The sequence below is a fragment of the Gordonia sp. 852002-10350_SCH5691597 genome (assembly GCF_001665715.1).
In the GTDB taxonomy this organism is placed as follows: Bacteria; Actinomycetota; Actinomycetes; order Mycobacteriales; family Mycobacteriaceae; genus Gordonia; species Gordonia sputi.
Map to the genome: position 1 here is coordinate 1 of NZ_LZMO01000310.1, position 989 is coordinate 989.

The 989-nt window shown below is 66.7% G+C and carries 1 protein-coding gene and 1 pseudogene; both read right to left on the reverse strand.

The window, feature by feature from the left end:
- A pseudogene (locus A5777_RS23725) lies at window positions 1-236 on the reverse strand (methylmalonyl Co-A mutase-associated GTPase MeaB); the annotation flags it as partial.
- The coding region (locus A5777_RS23730; RefSeq protein WP_197502456.1) for a methylmalonyl-CoA mutase family protein at window positions 236-989 on the reverse strand (754 nt) is incomplete at its 5' end. The gene A5777_RS23730 and the pseudogene A5777_RS23725, both read right to left, overlap by 1 nt.

Genomic DNA, 989 nt, shown 5'->3' on the forward strand with positions numbered 1-989 from the left:
TGCATCCCGAGCGCTTCGATCGTCGTCGACTTGCCGACGCCGGGCACGCCGGTGATCCCCACGCGAAACGACTTTCCGGCATGCGGGGTGAGCGCCAACAGCAACTCCTGAGCCGCCGCACGGTGATCCGGTCGCGTCGACTCGACCAGGGTGATCGCCCTCGCGAGATCGGCGCGGCGATCACCGAGCACACCGTCGGTCAGCGCCTGAACATCAACCCGACGTTGCACACCCATTAACCGGCAGCCACCTCTGGCAACTCGATCTCGAGACTGTCTGCGAGCTTGGAGATCAACTCGACGGCGGAATCGGCGATCACGCTGCCGGGCGGGAAGATCGCCGCGGCGCCTGCCTCGTAGAGCTCGTCGAAATCACCCGGTGGGATGACGCCGCCGACGACGATCATGATGTCCTCGCGGCCGACGTCAGCCAGCGCCTGACGCAGTGCCGGTACCAGCGTGAGGTGACCGGCTGCCAACGATGACACCCCGACGACGTGGACGTCGTTGTCGGCCGCCTGCGCGGCGACCTCCTCCGGCGTGGCGAACAGTGGGCCGACGTCGACGTCGAATCCGAGGTCGGCGAATGCGGTCGCGATCACCTTCTGGCCGCGATCGTGGCCGTCCTGACCCATTTTCGCCACGAGCACGCGGGGTCGTCGACCCTCCGCCTCCGCGAAACGTCGAACGATGTCGGTCGCCGCGTCGATGTTGCTCACGTCGCCTGCCTCATGCCGGTACACCCCGCTGATGGTCTTGATCTGCGCCTGGTGGCGACCATAGACCTTTTCCAGCGCGGCCGAGATCTCGCCGACTGTCGCCTGATGACGTGCCGCCTCGATCGCAAGCGCCATCAGGTTGTTGTCCAGGCCACCCGAGGTGTCGGTCGACGCGGCGGCGCGGGTGAGATCGGCCAGTGCCGCATCGACGGCCGCCTGATCACGTTGTGCCCGAAGCCTTTCGAGCTTCTCGAGTTGTTCGGCCCGCACC